Annotated in this window: 14 protein-coding genes and 1 riboswitch; of the genes, 4 read left to right on the top strand and 10 right to left on the bottom strand. The window is 69.0% G+C overall.

Going from position 1 to position 16,029, the window contains the following annotated elements; genetic code table 11:
* Positions 1–48 precede the first annotated feature (48 nt).
* Positions 49–165, bottom strand: a riboswitch (SAM riboswitch).
* Positions 166–240: 75 nt separating this feature from the next.
* The 5 genes from trpD to ABZ453_RS02135 all read right to left on the bottom strand — a co-directional run bounded on the left by trpD (position 241) and on the right by ABZ453_RS02135 (position 5,629).
* Positions 241–1,305 (bottom strand): anthranilate phosphoribosyltransferase, encoded by a 1,065-nt coding sequence (trpD, locus tag ABZ453_RS02155; protein ID WP_359010650.1) that lies wholly within the window; start codon positions 1,303–1,305, stop codon positions 241–243.
* 130 nt (positions 1,306–1,435) lie between these two features.
* The gene (locus tag ABZ453_RS02150; protein ID WP_359010648.1) at positions 1,436–3,070 is read right to left on the bottom strand and encodes a cytochrome bc complex cytochrome b subunit; all 1,635 of its coding nucleotides are present in this window, start codon (positions 3,068–3,070) and stop codon (positions 1,436–1,438) included.
* Entirely contained in the window at positions 3,067–4,122 is a 1,056-nt protein-coding gene (locus ABZ453_RS02145) for a Rieske 2Fe-2S domain-containing protein (RefSeq protein WP_359010646.1), read from the bottom strand. The genes ABZ453_RS02150 and ABZ453_RS02145 overlap by 4 nt, the downstream gene beginning before the upstream one ends.
* Positions 4,119–4,928 carry a c-type cytochrome gene (locus ABZ453_RS02140; RefSeq protein ID WP_359010644.1) on the bottom strand — a complete coding sequence of 270 codons (810 nt, stop codon included), beginning with the start codon at positions 4,926–4,928 and terminating at the stop codon, positions 4,119–4,121. Before ABZ453_RS02140 ends, ABZ453_RS02145 begins: the two co-directional genes overlap by 4 nt.
* Before the next feature lie 80 nt (positions 4,929–5,008).
* Positions 5,009–5,629, bottom strand: coding sequence for a heme-copper oxidase subunit III (locus ABZ453_RS02135; RefSeq protein WP_240871341.1), 621 nt, complete (start codon positions 5,627–5,629; stop codon positions 5,009–5,011).
* A 145-nt stretch (positions 5,630–5,774) separates the two neighbouring features.
* On the opposite strand from ABZ453_RS02135, the gene ABZ453_RS02130 reads away from it, so the two are divergent.
* Positions 5,775–6,179 carry a hypothetical protein gene (locus tag ABZ453_RS02130; RefSeq protein ID WP_356950139.1) on the top strand — a complete coding sequence of 135 codons (405 nt, stop codon included), beginning with the start codon at positions 5,775–5,777 and terminating at the stop codon, positions 6,177–6,179.
* Here ABZ453_RS02130 and ABZ453_RS02125 read toward each other — a convergent pair.
* From ABZ453_RS02125 to coxB, 4 genes are all read right to left on the bottom strand, one after another.
* Positions 6,176–7,438 carry an Ig-like domain-containing protein gene (locus ABZ453_RS02125; RefSeq protein WP_359010641.1) on the bottom strand — a complete coding sequence of 421 codons (1,263 nt, stop codon included), beginning with the start codon at positions 7,436–7,438 and terminating at the stop codon, positions 6,176–6,178. The genes ABZ453_RS02130 and ABZ453_RS02125 overlap by 4 nt on opposite strands.
* Before the next feature lie 132 nt (positions 7,439–7,570).
* The gene (locus ABZ453_RS02120) at positions 7,571–7,969 is read right to left on the bottom strand and encodes a cytochrome c oxidase subunit 4 (RefSeq protein WP_359010640.1); all 399 of its coding nucleotides are present in this window, start codon (positions 7,967–7,969) and stop codon (positions 7,571–7,573) included.
* Entirely contained in the window at positions 7,966–9,702 is a 1,737-nt protein-coding gene (ctaD, locus tag ABZ453_RS02115) for a cytochrome c oxidase subunit I (RefSeq protein ID WP_359010638.1), read from the bottom strand. Before ctaD ends, ABZ453_RS02120 begins: the two co-directional genes overlap by 4 nt.
* Positions 9,699–10,661, bottom strand: coding sequence for a cytochrome c oxidase subunit II (gene coxB / locus ABZ453_RS02110; RefSeq protein WP_356771401.1), 963 nt, complete (start codon positions 10,659–10,661; stop codon positions 9,699–9,701). Before coxB ends, ctaD begins: the two co-directional genes overlap by 4 nt.
* A 266-nt stretch (positions 10,662–10,927) precedes the next feature.
* Between coxB and ABZ453_RS02105 the strand changes: the two genes are divergently transcribed.
* Positions 10,928–12,304, top strand: coding sequence for an aminotransferase class V-fold PLP-dependent enzyme (locus tag ABZ453_RS02105; RefSeq protein ID WP_359010636.1), 1,377 nt, complete (start codon positions 10,928–10,930; stop codon positions 12,302–12,304).
* Between the two features lie 15 nt (positions 12,305–12,319).
* On the opposite strand, the gene ABZ453_RS02100 is transcribed toward ABZ453_RS02105, so the two are convergent.
* On the bottom strand, positions 12,320–13,294 hold the full coding sequence (locus tag ABZ453_RS02100; RefSeq protein WP_356771405.1) for a carbohydrate kinase family protein: 975 nt from the start codon (positions 13,292–13,294) through the stop codon (positions 12,320–12,322).
* 133 nt (positions 13,295–13,427) lie between these two features.
* Between ABZ453_RS02100 and ABZ453_RS02095 the strand changes: the two genes are divergently transcribed.
* Together ABZ453_RS02095 and ABZ453_RS02090 are read left to right on the top strand one after the other, a co-directional pair.
* Entirely contained in the window at positions 13,428–13,637 is a 210-nt protein-coding gene (locus tag ABZ453_RS02095; RefSeq protein WP_359010635.1) for a hypothetical protein, read from the top strand.
* Between the two features lie 667 nt (positions 13,638–14,304).
* Complete coding sequence (locus ABZ453_RS02090; protein ID WP_359011162.1) at positions 14,305–15,996, top strand: hypothetical protein; 1,692 nt, start codon at positions 14,305–14,307, stop codon at positions 15,994–15,996.
* Positions 15,997–16,029: the final 33 nt, after the last annotated feature.

Genomic DNA, 16,029 nt, shown 5'->3' with positions numbered 1-16,029 from the left:
CCTCGATGACCAGGATCCCTGGGCTGTGCTCATCTCAAGAGCGTGAGGGATCCGCGCTTGCCGCAGACCTCGCTGCCTACGGCCTGGTCTTCACCCGGGGCACCCCGCCACGGACGGAGGGTTGCCGGACAGTCGGCCGGGGCCTCATGACTGTCACTCATGACCTGGAAGAGAACGTACGTGAGGTGATCGCGGTCCCGCAACCCGTGTCCGGATGACGGGACCGCGACCTTGAGTCGGCTACTTGTTGCTGGCCGCCACCCAGCGCTCCAGCGCCCGCTTGGCCGCCCCGGAGTCGATCGACTCCGCCGCCCGGTCCATGCCGGCCCGCAGCTGCTCGGCCAGGGTGCCGGGACCGGGATCGAGGGCCACGAGGGCCGCCGCCGAGTTCAGCAGGACGGCGTCCCGCACCGGGCCCGTCTCGCCGTCCAGGAGACGCCGGGCGACCCCCGCGTTGTACGAGGGGTCGCCGCCGCGCAGAGCCTCCACCGGGACGAGGTCGATGCTGACGTCACGGGGGTCGAAGGTCTCCTCGGTGACCTTGCCGTCCCGGACGATCCAGACGTGGGAGGTGGCCGTGGTGGTCAGCTCGTCGAGGCCGTCGTCGCCGCGGAAGACGAGCGAGGAGTTGCCGCGCTCGGCGAAGACGCCGGCGACGATCGGCGCCATGCGCGGGTCGGCGACGCCCACGGCCTGCGCCCGCACCTTGGCGGGGTTGGTGAGCGGACCGAGCGCGTTGAACACCGTGCGAATGCCCAACTGGCCGCGTGCGGCGCCGACATGACGCAGCGCCGGATGGAACTTGATCGCGAAGCAGAAGGTGATCCCGGCCTCCGCGGCCACCTCCGGGATCCGCTGCACGGGCAGTTCGAGGTTGACGCCCAGCTTCTCCAGGACGTCGGACGCCCCGGACGCGGAGGACGCGGCCCGGTTGCCGTGCTTGACGACCCGCGCGCCGGTGCCGGCGACCACGATCGCGGACATCGTGGAGATGTTGACGGTCTTCGCACCGTCGCCGCCCGTGCCGACGATGTCGACGGTCGGACCCGGCACCTCGATGACGTTCGCGTGCTCGTACATCGTGCGGACCAGACCGTTGATCTCCTCGACGGTCTCGCCCTTGGCCCTGAGGGCCACCACGAACCCGGCGATCTGCGCGTCGGTCGCCTCGCCGCGCATCATCAGGTCCATCGCCCAGGCGGTGTCGTCGGTGCTCAGGTCCCGGCCGTTCAGCAGGCCGTTCAGCAGCAGGGGCCAGGAACGGCCCGCCGCGGTGTCGCCTCCAGCGGGGGTCACAGCGCTCATGAGGCCGCTCCTGGGTGTCGTAGAAATGACGCGGTGTGGGCCCACCCTATCCAGGTCGGCGCACGAAGAAGGGCCCCCGTCCGGTGTTCGGACGGGGGCCCTTCCGCCGTGGCGTGGCGAGCCGCAGCGATCAGTGGTGGCCGTGGCCGCTCGTGATCTCCTTGTACTCCTCGACGGTCGGCTTCGGGATCTGGGACTCGTCGCCGTAGTACGCCTCGCTCAGCTTGGCGCGCAGCTTCTGGGAGCCCTTGACCTTGCGCTCGACGCCGTTCTCGTCGACCGTCGGGCCGATCTCGACCGGCTTGTACTGCTCGTGCGCCGTGAGGGTGTGCAGCGCCTCCTGGCTGAGCGGCTCGTGGACCTCGATGAACTCACCGTGCGGCAGGCGCTTGATGATGCCGGACTCGCGCCCGTGCAGCACCTTGTCCTTGTCCCGGCGCTGCAGGCCGAGGCAGATCCGCTTGGTGGCGATGAAGACCAGGACCGGTACGACGAAGAAGCCGACGCGCACGAACCAGGTGATCGCGTTGATCGACAGGTGGAAGTGCGTGGCCCACAGGTCGTTGCCGCCGCCGATCATCAGCACGAAGTACCAGGACACCCACGCGGCGCCGAACGCGGTACGCGTCGGGGCGTTGCGCGGACGGTCCAGGATGTGGTGCTCGCGCTTGTCACCGGTGACCCAGGACTCGATGAACGGGTAGACCGCGATCGCGACCAGGACCAGCGGGAAGATCACCAGCGGGATGAACACGCCCAGGACGAGCGTGTGACCCCAGAGGTTGATCTCCCAGCCCGGCATCACCCGGATCAGGCCCTCGGAGAAGCCCATGTACCAGTCGGGCTGGGCGCCGGTCGACACCTGGTCCGGACGGTAGGGGCCCATGGCCCAGATCGGGTTGATCGAGGCGATCGCCGCGATGGCCGTGATGACGCCGAAGACCAGGAAGAAGAAGCCGCCGGCCTTCGCCATGTACACCGGCAGCAGCGGCATGCCGACGACGTTGTTGTTCGTCTTTCCGGGGCCCGCGAACTGCGTGTGCTTGTGGTAGAAGACCAGGATCAGGTGGCCCACCATCAGGCCGAGCATGATGCCCGGCAGCAGCAGGATGTGGACCGAGTAGAACCGGGCCACGAAGTCGCCGCCCGGGAACTCGCCGCCGAAGAGGAACATCGACAGGTACGTGCCGACGATCGGCACGGACAGGATGGCGCCCTCCATGAAGCGGACACCGGTGCCGGAGAGCAGGTCGTCCGGGAGCGAGTAACCGGTGAAGCCGGTGAACATGCCCAGGACGAGCAGCAGGAAGCCGAACAGCCAGTTGACCTCACGCGGCTTGCGGAACGCGCCGGTGAAGAACACGCGCATCATGTGCACGAACATGCCGGCGAGGAAGATCAACGCGGCCCAGTGGTGGATCTGCCGGATCAGCAGACCGCCGCGCACGTCGAAGGAGATGTGCAGGGTCGAGTTGAACGCCTCGGACATCATCTGGCCCTGCAGCGGGATGTAGCTGCCGTGGTACTCCACCTCGTTCATCGACGGGTGGAAGAACAGCGTCAGATACACACCCGTGAGGATGAGGATGATGAAGCTGTACATGCACACTTCGCCCAGCATGAACGACCAGTGGTCGGGGAAGATCTTGCGCATGTTGCTCTTGGCCAGGGAGTAGATCCCCAGCCGGCCGTCGGCCCAGTCGGCGACGCGCTCACCGGCGGGCGCCTTGCCGCGCCGCGGGGCGGTGTTCTCGTTGGTGCTCATCCGCGCTCCCAGAATGCAGGACCGACGGGCTCCTCGAAGTCGCCGAGCGCCTCGAGATAGCCCTCGTCGTTCACACCGATGCGCAGCTGCGGCAGGGCGTGACCGGCGGGGCCGAAGATCACCCGGGCACCGTCGGAGAGGTCGAAGGTGGACTGGTGGCAGGGGCACAGCACGTGGTGCGTCTGCTGCTCGTACAGGGAGATCGGGCAGCCCACGTGGGTGCAGATCTTCGAGAAGGCGACGATGCCCTCGTAGGACCAGTCGAGCTCGCGCTTGTCCTTGATGTTGTCCGGCTGAAGCCGGACGATCATCAGCGCCGCCTTGGCGATCTGGGTCTGGAAGTCCTCGTCCTTCTCCTCCAGGCCCTCGGGCTTGGCGAAGGTGAGCGAGCCGACCGCGACGTCGGAGGGGCGCAGCGGCTCGTTCGTGTTCATGTTGACGAGCAGCTTGCCCTTGGACCACAGCGTGTGGCGGAGCTTGGTCCCGGGCAGCGGGCCGAGGTCGCGCAGCAGCATGACACCGGAGAGCGGGAACAGGGCCAGCGCGCCGAACATGGTGTTGCGGATCAGCTTGCGGCGGCCGAGCGCGGACTCCTTGGCGCCCTGCTTGAAGTCGGCCATGACCTTGGCCTTGACCTCGGGCGAGGCCTCGATCGGGTGCCGCTCGTCGGCGATCTCCACGTCGGACATCAGGGTGCGGGCCCAGTGGACCGCGCCCGCGCCGATGGTGAACAGCGCGACGCCCAGGGTCAGGCCGAGCGCGAAGTTCAACGCGTTGATGTGGCCGATCGGGAAGACGTAGATCGCCTTGTCGTGCGGGATCGCCACGTACGAGGCGATGAAGCCGACCGTGGCCAGCATCGACACCGTGAACAGCATGGCCACCACACGCTCGGACCGCTTGGCGGCCCGCTCGTCGATGTCCTGGATCCGGTGCTCGTGCGGGGGCAGACCGGGATCCGCGAAGGGGTCCTTGTCGTCCGCGACGCTTACCGCGCCGTGCGCGTCCTGCTCAGCGGGCAGGTTCTCTTCTGGAATGTCTTGGCTACTCATGACTTCTTGGCCTTTGCGGTCCGAGCGGCGACCCAGACGGCGACAGCGATCAGCGCGCCGAGTCCGAAGATCCAGGCGAACAGGCCTTCGGAGACCGGGCCGAGTCCGCCCAGCTCAAGACCGCCGGGGCTCTCGGTGTTGCCTCCGTTGACCGCGTTCAGGTACGCGATGATGTCCTTCTTGTTCTGCTCGGTCAGCGTGGTGTCGGGGAACGACGGCATGTTCTGCGGGCCGGTCTGCATGGCCTCGTAGATGTGCTTCGGCGCGACGCCCTCGAGGCTCGGCGCGTACTTGCCGTGCGTCAGCGCACCACCCTTGCCGGTGAAATTGTGGCACTGCGCGCAGTTGGTACGGAACAGCTCGCCGCCCTTGGCGATGTCGGCACCGTCCGGGCCGTACTCCGCCTTCGTGGGGATGGACGGGCCGGCGCCCAGCGAGGCGATGTACGCCGCGAGCTGGTCGATCTGGGCCTGCGTGTAGATGACCTTCTTGCTCGGGATCTGAGCGCCCGGCTGCTGGGCCGGCATACGGCCGGTGCCGACCTGGAAGTCGACGGCCGCGGCGCCCACGCCGACGAGACTCGGACCGTCGGAGGACCCCTGCCCACCGGTTCCGTGGCACGTAGCGCAGCCCACGGAGTAGAGCTTCTTGCCCTCGTCGATGGCGAGGGACTGGGCGGTGTCGTCGGCCTTCGCCTGGCTCGCGGGCGCGAGCGTGGCGTACAGCCCCCCAGTGGCCGCCAGCGCGAGGAGGAGGACGACGACCGCCGCCAGCGGATGGCGTCGTCGTGCGGAGAGCTTTTTCACGGATTACCCCGGTGTCAGGATCTTCTGCGTCGATGCTTCTGGGATGTGCGCCGCGCGGGCGCACTCGGGAACTGGCCCGGCTACTTGATCAGGTAGATCGTGGCGAAGAGGCCGATCCACACGACATCGACGAAGTGCCAGTAGTAGGACACGACGATGGCCGCGGTCGCCTGTTCGTGCGTGAACCTCTTGGCCGCGTAGGTGCGGCCGAGGACGAACAGGAAGGCGATGAGGCCGCCTGTCACGTGCATGCCGTGGAAGCCGGTGGTCAGGTAGAACACCGAGCCGTAGGGGTCGGAGGACAGGGAGAGCCCGTCCTTCTTCACCAGCTCCGTGTACTCGTAGATCTGACCGCCGATGAAGATCGCACCCATGACGAAGGTGACGATGAACCAGCCCCGGAGCTTCTTCACGTCCCCGCGCTCGGCGGCGAAGACGCCGAGCTGGCAGGTGAGGGAGGAGAGCACCAGGATCGTGGTGTTGGTCGCGGAGAACGGAAGGTTGAGATGGCTCGCCATCTCCTTCCAGTGATCCGGACCGGTCACCGATCGCAGGGTGAAGTACATCGCGAAGAGGGCCGCGAAGAACATCAGCTCGGAACTCAGCCAGATGATGGTTCCGACGCTGGTGAGGTTCGGCCGGTTGACCGACGGGTGCGCGTGCCCGGTATCTACTGTCGTTGCTGTCGCCACGACCGACATTATGTCGGTCGCTTATCCCGCCCTCACTCCGGGGGGTGCCGTTCGGAGTGTTGCTCCGGTTCATACCGTGGTTGACGTGGTGTTGAACGGAGTAACATCCGCCGCAACGGGCCTTTCCGCACGACGCAGACGTCTCGGAGGAACAATGCAGCCGACCGCCACGGTGCTGGTCTACAGCGACGACTCCACCACCCGCGAACAGGTCCGGTTGGCTACCGGGCGCAGGCCGGCACCGGACGTTCCCGTCGTGGAGTTCGTCGAGTGCGCGACCCCGGCCGCCGTCCTCAGCGAGCTGGACAAGGGCGGTATCGACGTCTGCGTGCTGGACGGCGAGGCCGTGCCGATGGGCGGCATGGGCGTGTGCCGGCAGATCAAGGACGAGGTCTTCAACTGCCCGCCGGTGCTGCTGCTGATCGGCCGCCCCCAGGACGCGTGGCTCGCGACCTGGAGCCGGGCGGACGCCGCTGTGACGCTCCCTGTGGACCCGGTGGAGTTCGCCTCGGCACTGGCGGGCCTACTGCGGCGCAAGAGCCTTCAGCAGAGCGCCTAGACGCTCTGCGGACGCAGCCGGGCCCGTTCCGCCGGGCTCGGCGCGTCCAGGGTGTCCGCGACCAGGGCGCTGCCGGTGCGCCACTTCTTCCAGTCGAGGTTCCAGTCGCCGAAGCCGTTGCCGAACGGCTCCATGGTGTTGCCGTTCGAGTTCACGACCTTGACGACGTCGCCCTCGTGGACGTTGTCGAAGAACCACTCGGCGTTGGCGGTGCTCATGCCGGTGCAGCCGTGGGAGACGTTCGCGTAGCCCTGTGAGCCGGTGGACCAGGGGGCCGCGTGCACGTACTCGCCGCTCCAGGTGAGACGGGTGGCGTAGTAGACGGGCAGGTCGTACGAGTCCGCGGAGCCCTCGGCGATGCCGACGGTGGCGCTGCGCATACGTACGAAGTACTCCTTGCCCAGCACCACCTTGACGCCGTTGCGGGTGTCGAAGCCCGGCTTTCCGGTGGTGACCGGGATCTCCTTGATCTCCTCGTCGTTCTTGTAGAACGCCAGGGAGTGGGAGGAGGCGTCGGTGACGGCGATGACCCGGTCGCCGATGCTCAGCTTCAGCGGCTTGGACTTCTCGCCCCACAGCCGGTCGCCGATCTTCACGCCGGCCAGGTCGCTGCGCACGCTCACGGTCGCGTGCGCGGGCCAGTAGTCCTTGGGACGGTAGTGGAGCTCCTTGTCGTCCACCCAGTACCAGGCGCCCTGCACGGCGGGGACCGAGTCGACCCTGAGGGCGCGTTCGACGACGGCCCGCTGCGCCTTGTCCTTGACGGGCTGGTCCAGCTTGGCGGTGACCGGCTGGCCGACGCCGTACGTGCCCGAGTCGGGACCGAAGGTGACCTTAAGCCGCTTCTTGGTGGTGGGCTTGCTGGTGTCGAAGGAGAGCACCTTGCGGCCGGGCGCCCCGTCCTCGTCCTCGGTGCTCACCCGCACCGTGTAGTGGGCGTCGGCGGCCAGCGGGGAGGTGCTGTGCCAGCGGGTGCCGTCGGCCGAGAGTTCGCCCGTCACATAGCGGCCGGTGGCGTCCATGGCGACGACGTCCGTGATACGGCCGTCGCCGTCGTCGGCGGTGACCTCGAGGGGCTTGTCCGGGTCGGCCTTCTTGCCCTCGCCGGTGGGGCCGTTGAAGGAGATCTGGTCCGACGCGTCGTACGGCTTGTCGGTCAGCGGGTTGCCGCCGCCGGTGCAAGCGGTGCCGCCCGCGCCGAGGGCGATCACCAGCAGCGTGCAGCTGACGACGGTGCGGGTGCGCGGAGTGCTGTTCATGACTCCGACGCTAGGGAGCGGCGTCAATCATGGCGCGCTGGGTGACTCGTACGGGGGACGCACATTGCGGCAAAAGCAGGAGCCCGGACGCTCCTGACGGAGTGTCCGGGCTCCAGAACCGCTCAGTGCGTGCTACTGGGTGCGGTTCTCACCGCGGTAGTACTCGAAGACCCAGCCGTACAGGCCGACCAGGATCACCGGCGCCGAGAAGTACAGCAGCCACCAGCCGATCGCGACCGACAGGAAGGCCAGCGCGCCACCGACGCCGAGGGCGAGCGGCTGCCAGCTGTGCGGGCTGAAGAACCCGACCTCGCCGGCCTCGTCCGCGACGTCCGCCTCCTTGTTGTCCATCGCACCCGCGTCGACCCGCCGGGCGGTGAAGCCCAGGTAGAAGCCGACCATGATGCTCAGGCCGAAGGCCAGGAAGAGGGCCGTGGTGCCGGCCGGCTCCTTCGACCACACGCCATAGACGACCGCCATGACGAGCAGGAAGGCGCTCAGCCACATGAACATCTTGCCCTGGATCTTCACTTGCCGGCCTCCTTGCCACCAGCGAGGGCCTTGTCACCGTGAGGCGCGTTCTCCAGCTGGTCGAGGGCCGCGATCTCGGGGTGGTGCAGGTCGAACGCCGGGGATTCGCTGCGGATCCGCGGCAGGGTGAGGAAGTTGTGCCGCGGCGGCGGGCAGGAGGTCGCCCACTCGAGGGAGCGGCCGTAGCCCCACGGGTCGTCGACCTCGACCGGCTTGCCGTACTTGGCCGTCTTCCACACGTTGTAGAGGAACGGCAGGATCGACAGGCCGAGCAGGAACGAGCCGATCGTGGAGACCGTGTTCAGCGCGGTGAAGCCGTCGGCCGCCAGGTAGTCGGCGTACCGACGCGGCATGCCCTCGGCGCCCAGCCAGTGCTGCACCAGGAACGTGGTGTGGAAGCCGATGAACAGCGTCCAGAACGTGATCTTGCCGAGCCGCTCGTCGAGCATCTTGCCGGTCATCTTCGGCCACCAGAAGTGGAAGCCGGAGAACATCGCGAACACCACGGTGCCGAAGACGACGTAGTGGAAGTGCGCCACCACGAAGTACGAGTCGGAGACGTGGAAGTCCATCGGCGGCGAGGCCAGGATGACGCCGGTCAGACCACCGAAGGTGAAGGTGATGAGGAAGCCGGTCGCCCAGAGCATGGGGGTCTCGAAGCTCAGGGATCCCTTCCACATGGTGCCGATCCAGTTGAAGAACTTCACGCCGGTGGGTACGGCGATGAGGAACGTCATGAAGGAGAAGAACGGCAGCAGCACACCGCCGGTGACGTACATGTGGTGCGCCCACACCGTCACCGACAGGCCGGCGATGGCGATGGTCGCGCCGATCAGGCCCATGTAGCCGAACATCGGCTTGCGGCTGAAGACCGGGATGACCTCACTGATGATGCCGAAGAACGGCAGCGCGATGATGTACACCTCGGGATGGCCGAAGAACCAGAAGAGGTGTTGCCACAGCAACGCTCCGCCGTTGGCCGAGTCGAAGACGTGTGCCCCGAATTTCCGATCCGCCTCCAGCGCGAACAGCGCGGCGGCCAGAACGGGGAAGGCGAGCAGGACGAGGACCGCGGTCAGCAGCACGTTCCACACGAAGATCGGCATGCGGAACATGGTCATGCCCGGGGCGCGCATGCAGATGATGGTGGTGATGAAGTTGACCGCGCCGAGGATGGTGCCGAAGCCGGAGAAGGCCAGACCCATGATCCACATGTCGGCGCCCACGCCCGGGGAGCGGACCGCGTCCGACAGCGGGCTGTAGGCGAACCAGCCGAAGTCGGCCGCGCCCTGCGGGGTGAGGAAGCCGCCGACGGCGATGGTGGAGCCGAACAGGTACAGCCAGTAGGCGAACATGTTCAGCCGGGGGAAGGCCACGTCCGGGGCGCCGATCTGCAGCGGCATGATCCAGTTCGTGAAGCCGGCGAACAGCGGTGTCGCGAACATCAGCAGCATGATCGTGCCGTGCATCGTGAACGCCTGGTTGAACTGCTCGTTCGACATGATCTGCAGACCAGGCCGGGCGAGCTCGGCGCGCATCAGCAGCGCCATCACGCCGCCGATCAGGAAGAACGCGAACGACGTGACGAGGTAGAGCGTCCCGATCGTCTTGTGGTCAGTGGTGGTGAGCCACTTGATCACGACGTTGCCGGGCTGCTTGCGCCGGACCGGCAGCTCGTCTGAGTAGTGTCCCTCAGCTGCCGCGGCACCCTGGGGTTCGTTGAGGATGCTCACAGGTTGTTCGTCTCCCGGTTCTTCTCGTGGCTCGTCTGCGCGATGCCGGCGGGAACGTAACCGGTCTGCCCCTTCTTGGCGAGGTCCTTGAGGTGCTGCTCGTAGCGCTCCGGGGAGACGACCTTCACGTTGAACAGCATCCGGGAGTGGTCGACGCCGCACAGCTCGGCGCACTTGCCCAGGAAGGTGCCCTCCTTGTTGGGGGTCACCTGGAAGGCGTTGGTGTGGCCCGGGATGACGTCCATCTTCATCAGGAACGGCACCACCCAGAAGGAGTGGATGACGTCACGCGAGGTGAGGACGAAGCGGACCGTCTTGCCCTTGGGCAGCCACAGGGTCGGACCCGGGTTGCCGGTCTGCGGGTTCCGCGTGGCGGGCGTGCCGACGTCGTAGACACCGCCGGCGTTGGCCGGGAACGCGTTCTTGAACCTGTCCGGGATGTTCGCCAGGTTCGGGTCGGTCTTCGCGTCGCCCGTCACCCCGGGAACCGGAGCGATGTAGTTGAAGCCCCAGCTCCACTGGTAGCCCACGACGTTGACCGTCACTTCGGGCTTCTTGTCCGTGAGGCTGAGGAGCTTCGACTCGTCACGTGCCGTGAAGTAGAACAGCACGGAGACGATGATGAGCGGGACCACCGTGTACAGCGCCTCGATGGGCATGTTGTACCGGGTCTGCGGAGGAACCTCGACCTTGGTGCGGCTGCGCCGGTGGAAGATCGCACTCCAGATGATCAGACCCCACACCAGCACGCCGACGGCGAGCGCGGCAGCCCAGGAGCCCTGCCACAGGGAGAGGATCCGCGGAGCCTCTTCCGTGGTCGGGGTGGGCATACCAAGGCGGGGGAAGTCCTTGTATGTGCAACCGGTGGCGGTCGCCAGGACCAGGCCCGCGGTCATTGCCTGCAGCAGCTTCCGCCGCATCGGGCGCCGCGGCGAGCGGTCGGAGCCGTTGGGACTCACGTAGCGCCTTCCCGAGAGTCTCGCCCGCGCGGATCGGCTGCGGCCTGCCTTCTCATCTGGTCGGTCGCCGCCCTGCGTCGGGCAGGGGTTTGGATGTTTATGCGGACCAAACCCTAGCCGACGCCCTCCGGGGGTTCAGCGGGAGGGGTGCCTACTGGGTGGGGGGTTCGCTGAATTGGCGGCCGCGGGTGCGTTGTGGCTGGTCGCGCCCTGCGGCGGAGCCGCTGACGTCACGGCCCCGCGCCCCTGGGGGTTAGCGTTGCCGTGTGGCCTATCTCGACGCTGCTTCCAGTGCTCCGCTCCATCCCGTCGCACGTCAGGCCTTGTTGGCCTCGTTGGATGACGGGTGGGCCGATCCCGCCCGGCTCTACAAAGAGGGCCGGAAGGCCCGGATGCTGCTGGATGCGGCGCGGGAGACCGCTGCCGAAGCCGTGGGGTGCCGGGTTGACGAACTGGTGTTCACCTCCTCCGGAACACAGGCCGTACACACCGGGATGGCGGGCGCGTTGGCTGGGCGGCGGCGGGTTGGCGGTCACCTGATCGTGTCTGCTGTCGAACATTCCTCGGTGCTGCATGCCGCTGACGTGCACGAGGGCGGCGGGGGGACGGTCAGCCAGGTGGCGGTGGACCGGACGGGGGCGGTGGATCCGGCGGAGTACGCCGCCGCGCTCCGACAGGACACCGCGCTGGCCTGTCTGCAGTCGGCCAATCACGAGGTGGGGACCGTGCAGCCGGTGGCGGAGGTGGCCGAGGTGTGCCGGGCGGCGGGGGTGCCGTTGCTCGTGGACGCCGCACAGTCGTTGGGGTGGGGGGCGGTCGGCGGTGACTGGTCGCTGCTCACGGCCAGTGCGCACAAGTGGGGTGGCCCCGCCGGGGTCGGGCTGCTCGTCGTGCGGAAGGGGGTGCGGTTCGCCGTGCAAGGGCCCGCGGACGAGCGCGAGTCGGGGCGGGCCGCCGGGTTCGAGAACATCCCGGCGATCGTGGCGGCGGCCGCCGCGCTGCGGGCCGTGCGGGCCGAGGCGGGGCAAGAGGCGGTGCGGCTGCGGGAGCTGACGGCGCGGATCCGGGCGCGGGTGCCGGAGCTGGTGCCGGACGTGGAGGTCGTGGGCGATCCGGAGCGGCGGCTGCCCGGGATCGTCACCTTCTCGTGTCTCTATGTCGATGGGGAGACTCTGCTGCACGAGCTGGACCGCGCCGGTTTCTCCGTTTCCTCCGGGTCGTCCTGTACGAGCAGCACGCTGACGCCCAGCCATGTGCTGAAGGCGATGGGGGTGCTGAGTGAGGGGAATGTGCGGGTCTCGTTGCCGGCGGGCACGACCGAGGCCGACGTCGAGCGGTTCCTGGAGGTTCTGCCGGGGGCGGTGAGCGGGGTGCGGGAGAAGCTGGGCGCGCCGGTGCCGACGACCGTGCGCGAGGAGGGCGCCCTCGTCGTGGACGCCCTGGGCAAGCTGTGCCCGCTGCCGGTCATCGAGCTGGCCAAGGTCATCGGGGACGTGCCGGTGGGCGGCACGGTGCGGGTGCTCGCCGACGACGAGGCGGCCCGGCTGGACATCCCGGCGTGGTGTGCGATGCGGGGGCAGGAGTACGTCGGTGAGGAGCCGGCGGACCGGGGCTCGGCCTATCTGGTCCGCCGGGTCTCCTAGCGCCGCTGCCGGCCGCTACACCAGGTGCTTCTGGACCTCGGCGGCGGCCTCGTCGCCGTACGCCTTGGTGAAGCGGTCCATGAAGTGGGCGCGGCGCAGCTGGTACTCCTGGGTGCCGACCGTCTCGATGACGAGGGTCGCCAGCATGCAGCCGACCTGGGCCGCGCGCTCCAGGGAGACGCCCCAGGCGAGGCCGGACAGGAAGCCGGCGCGGAAGGCGTCGCCCACGCCCGTCGGGTCCGCCTTGCGCTCCTCCTCGGGGCAGCCGACCTCGATCGGGTTCTCGCCGACCCGCTCGATACGGACGCCGCGCGAGCCCAGCGTGGTGACCCGGTGGCCGACCTTGGCGAGGATCTCGCCGTCGCTCCAGCCGGTCTTGGACTCGATGAGCCCCTTCTCGTACTCGTTGGAGAACAGGTAGGTCGCGCCCTCCAGCAGTATCCGGATCTCGTCGCCGTTCATCCGGGCGATCTGCTGGGAGAAGTCGGCGGCGAAGGGGATCGAGCGGGAGCGGCACTCCTCGGTGTGCCGGAGCATCGCCTCGGGGTCGTCGGCGCCGATCAGGACGAGCTCGAGCCCGCCCACCCGGTCGGCGACCGTCTTCAGCTCGATCTGCCGGGCCTCGCTCATCGCGCCCGTGTAGAAGGAGCCGATCTGGTTGTGGTCGGAGTCCGTGGTGCACACGAAGCGGGCGGTGTGCAGGGTCTCGGAGATCCGGACCGAGTCGGTGTCGACGCCGTGCCGGTCGAGCCAGGCGCGGTACTCGTCGAAGTCGAAGCCGGCCGCGCCGACGAGGATGGGCTTCGTGCCGAGCTGGCCCATGCCGAAGGCGATGTTCGCGCCGACGCCGCCCCGGCGTACGTCGAGGTTGTCGACCAGGAAGGAGAGCGAGACCGTGTGCAACTGGTCCGCGACGAGCTGGTCGGCGAAGCGGCCGGGGAAGGTCATGAGGTGGTCGGTGGCGATGGAGCCGGTGACTGCGATGCGCACGGGGTGGACTCTCCTGTAGGGAGAAACTGGGTTGACGGTTCACGCTACCGGGTCGTACCGGAGCGCTGAAGGCGCCAAAACTACCCGATAGTAGATCTTTCTTCACGGCCTTGGGCGTGCATACGGTTCCGTTATGACGAACCTCAAGGTCCACTCCCCGGTCCCGGTCGACCTGGAAGGCGACCTCGCGTCGCTGCGGGGCGACTGCGCGCGGATGGCTCCCCACTGGGCCGTGCCCGACCGGATCGCCGCCCGGCCCGTCTCCCCGTCCCTGATCCACGGCGTGACCGTGCCGACGAAGTCCGCCCGGCTGCTGGACGCGATGTCGGACTACGGCGACTGAGCGTGCCACGGCGGCCGCATCGGCGTCCGTAGTCCGGATCGGCGCGTTTCAGGGAACCGTGCGCTCCCCCGGTGCGTCCCATCGCCGTCCCCCGTCGAGGGGATGCGCGATACGACCCTCCGGCCGACCTTTTTGACAGGGCCGGGTCAGGGTCACAGGGACAGTGCACAGCCGAAGGAGCGATGCGGTGAACACCGAGCGACCCGACAACGACACCGCCGGCTCCGCCGTAGCGCGGGGCGACGGGGAGGAGCGCGGCGGCGCCCTGCACGCCGCTCCTCCCGGCGGTGCACACCCCGACGGGACCGCTCCTGACGACGAGCGGAAGGCCGGGAAGACACCGGGCACCGGGACCGACCGGGCCGCCCCGGACTCGGACGCCGCGGCGACCGAGGCAGGTGAGAACCCGGACGCCCCGAAGAGCCGGGCCGACGAGCGCGCGGACGCCGAAGACACCACGGCAGCTGAGAGCCCGGACGAGCCCCAGAGCCAGGCCGACCAGGGCACAGACGCCCTACGCACCACAGCAGCCGACAGCCCCCACGACCCCCAGAGCCGGGTCGGCGTCCGCTCCGGTGGCGAGGATGTGGCGGCGGGCAAGGGTTCGGAGGGCCCGGAACAGGCCGATATCCCCCTCTCCCAGGAGACCGGCGGCGCAGGAACCGCCATGCCTGCCGAGTCCGCCGAGTCCGCCGCTCGCCGTGAACCCGGCGCGGATCCGGCCCCCGTAGGCGACGGGGCCACCGCCGCTGAATCCCCCACGCCCGAAGAAACCTCGGACGAGCTCCCCAGCCCCTCCCTCCCCCGCGAAACCGCCGCACTCGGCGAGGGTTCCGGCTCGGGCGGCGGCTCCGACCATCACCGGGCCGCGCCCCCCGCCGAAGTCCCCGGACCGCACGAGGCCGACGACGCCCCCCGGACGTCCCGCCGTCGCTCCCCCGTGCTCATCGCCTCCGTGGCCGCCGCCGTGTTCCTCGTCGGTGGTGGCGGGGCCTACCTCGCGGCCTCCGCGTCCGACGGCTCCGGCGGTCGTACGGGGTCCGGGGCATCCGGGGACGACACTCCCCCGCCGCTCGCTCTCGACGGCTACGGCTCGGGCGGTACGAACGGGATCGCACCCGGGGAGCCCAATCCGTACGGCGTGACGTACCAGGCGGACGGCTCGCTGCCCGACGGGCCGGACTCGGCGCCCGTGTACCGCGTGACGAGTGACGTCACCAAGGACCAGGTGGCCCGGCTGGCGAAGGCGCTCGGGCTGCAGGGGACGCCCGTGGCCCAGGGGCAGGCCTGGCAGGTGGGACCGGACAAGGACGGGTCCGGGCCGAGCCTCGTGGTGAACCGGCAGACGCCCGGCACCTGGACCTTCCACCGGTACGCGGCCGGGACCGACGCCTGTCAGAGCGTCACCGTGTGCACCACCAAGGACCCCGCGAACCCGGCCGTCGACACGATCGGCGTGGCGGCCGCGGAGAAGGCCGCGGCGCCCGTGCTGAAGGCGGTGGGTCAGGACGACGCGAAGGTGGACGCGAGCCAGGTCATGGGCGCCCAGCGGGTGGTCAACGCCGATCCGGTGGTGGGCGGACTGCCGACGTACGGCCGGACCACGGGGCTGACCATCGGCGCGCAGGGCGAGGTGGTCGGCGGCAGCGGTCAGCTCAGCACACCGGCCAAGGGCGACACGTACCCCGTGCTGAGCGCGCACAGGACGCTGGACCTGCTCAACGCGGCGCCGCGCACCGACCACCGCATGGGCATCGGCGGCTGCGCCAGCCCCGTACCGCTGAAGGACCGCCTCGAGGCGCCGTGCGGGCAGTCGACGTCGGCCGCGACGGCCTCGCCGGCGCAGAACGCGGCCACGGTCGAGAACGCGGTGTTCGGGCTGGCCTCGCACACCGTGGCCGGCCGGCCGGCGCTGGTGCCGTCCTGGCTGTTCCAGGTGCGGGCGGCGGGCGCGCAGAACACGTTCACGGTGACGTACCCGGCGATCGACCCGAAGTACCTGGCCTCCGGCTCCCCCTCCGCGCAGCCCACCCCGTCGGGCACCGAGGCGCCCGACACCCGGGACGTCGAGGTCGACGGCTATCTGGCCACCGGTACGACGCTGACCGTGAGCTTCACGGGCGGTGTCTGCGGCGACTACGACGCGAAGGCGACGGAGAGCTCGGACGAGGTGACCGTCACGGTGACCGAGACGCCGTGGAAGGACAAGGTCTGCATCATGATCGCCAAGGAGATGACGCGGATCGTGCACCTGGACGAGCCGCTCGGCGACCGCAAGGTCGTGGGCTCGGACGGCAAGGAGATCCCGCGGGTGAAGCCGGGAGCACGGCTGCCGCGGACGTCGGCCGGGGTGCGCTAGCCGCCGAAAGGCACGAAGGCGGCGGCCCTGTCG

Source organism: Streptomyces sp. NPDC005799 (assembly GCF_040630525.1).
Taxonomy (GTDB): Bacteria; Actinomycetota; Actinomycetes; order Streptomycetales; family Streptomycetaceae; genus Streptomyces; species Streptomyces griseorubiginosus_B.
The sequence above is the reverse complement of the archived record's forward strand: the minus strand, read 5'-3'. Positions and strand labels throughout refer to the sequence as shown.